Here is a 1273-nt window from a genome sequence, read left to right as displayed (position 1 = left end):
ACACTTGTTACCCAGAGACGCAAGATTTCCGCACCAAATTGTTTTTCAACATCACTTGGAGCAATGGTATTTCCAAGAGATTTAGACATCTTTTCACCTTTACCGTCAAGGGCAAAACCTTGTGACAAGATTTGTTTGTATGGTGCAACCCCATGGTTGGCAACAGATGTGATGAGTGATGAGTTGAACCAACCACGGTATTGGTCAGAACCTTCAAGGTAGAGGTCAGCTGGGTATTTGAGTTCTGGACGGTTAACCACTACTCCGTTCCATGATGAACCTGAGTCAAACCATACGTCCATGATATCTGTTTCTTTCTTGAACTCGCCATTTGGTGAACCTGGATGTGTAAATCCTTCTGGCAAGAGGTCTTTAGCATCACGTTCCCACCAGATAATTGAACCATGTTCCTCAAAGAGTTGAGCTACATGTTCAATCGTTTCAGCTGTCATGATTGGTGTGCCGTCTTCTGCGTAGAAGATTGGAAGAGGAACTCCCCAAGCACGTTGACGTGAGATGACCCAGTCACCACGGTCACGGATCATGTTGTAAAGACGGACTTTACCCCATTCTGAATGGAATTTCACTTTTTCGATTTCATCCAAGATATCTTGACGGAATTTTGATACTGAAGCAAACCATTGTGGAACTGCACGCCAGATGATTGGTTTTTTCGTACGCCAGTCAAATGGGTAGGAGTGATAGATTTCTTCTTGGGCAAGAAGAAGATTTCCTAATTTTTCAATAACCGTTGGTACAACCTTGTCATAGAATTGACCTTCAAACTCAGCACCAGCATTAGCCATCATGATACCGCGTTCGTTAACAGTCACGGCAACTTCTAGACCATTAGCAACACCTACATTGTAGTCATCCTCACCAAAACCAGGGGCTGTATGGACGATACCAGTACCAGAGTCTGTCGTAACGTGGTCACCAAGGATAACAAGTTCATCTACTGCAGTATCCCATGGGTGCTCTGTCACGATGTGGTTCAATTCTGAACCACGGTAAGTCGCCAAAACTTGAACATCCGCCCAACCAAATTTTTCAGATAAGCTGTTCAACAATTCTGAAGCAACCACAAATTTACGAGCTTCACCAGCAGGTTGAACCAAAACGTAATCAATATCCGCACCAACAGTCAAACCACGAGAAGCAGTGATAGTAAATGGAGTTGTTGTCCAAACAACGATATAAGTATCAGTGTCTAGGACACCTTTGCCATCTTTAACCTTGTTGGCATAGTAAAGTGATGTTGAAACCAAGTCAT

1 protein-coding gene is annotated in these 1273 nt (G+C 43.4%); it reads right to left on the bottom strand.

What is annotated here, in order from left to right; translation table 11 throughout:
* Window positions 1–1273: class I tRNA ligase family protein (locus HMPREF2795_RS10085; RefSeq protein WP_148131316.1), on the bottom strand; the 1273-nt coding region annotated here is incomplete at both ends.

This window comes from Streptococcus sp. HMSC056C01, from assembly GCF_001811305.1.
In the GTDB taxonomy this organism is placed as follows: domain Bacteria; phylum Bacillota; class Bacilli; order Lactobacillales; family Streptococcaceae; genus Streptococcus.
Note: the sequence above shows the minus strand (reverse complement) of the source record. Positions and strands in the feature narration are given on the sequence as shown.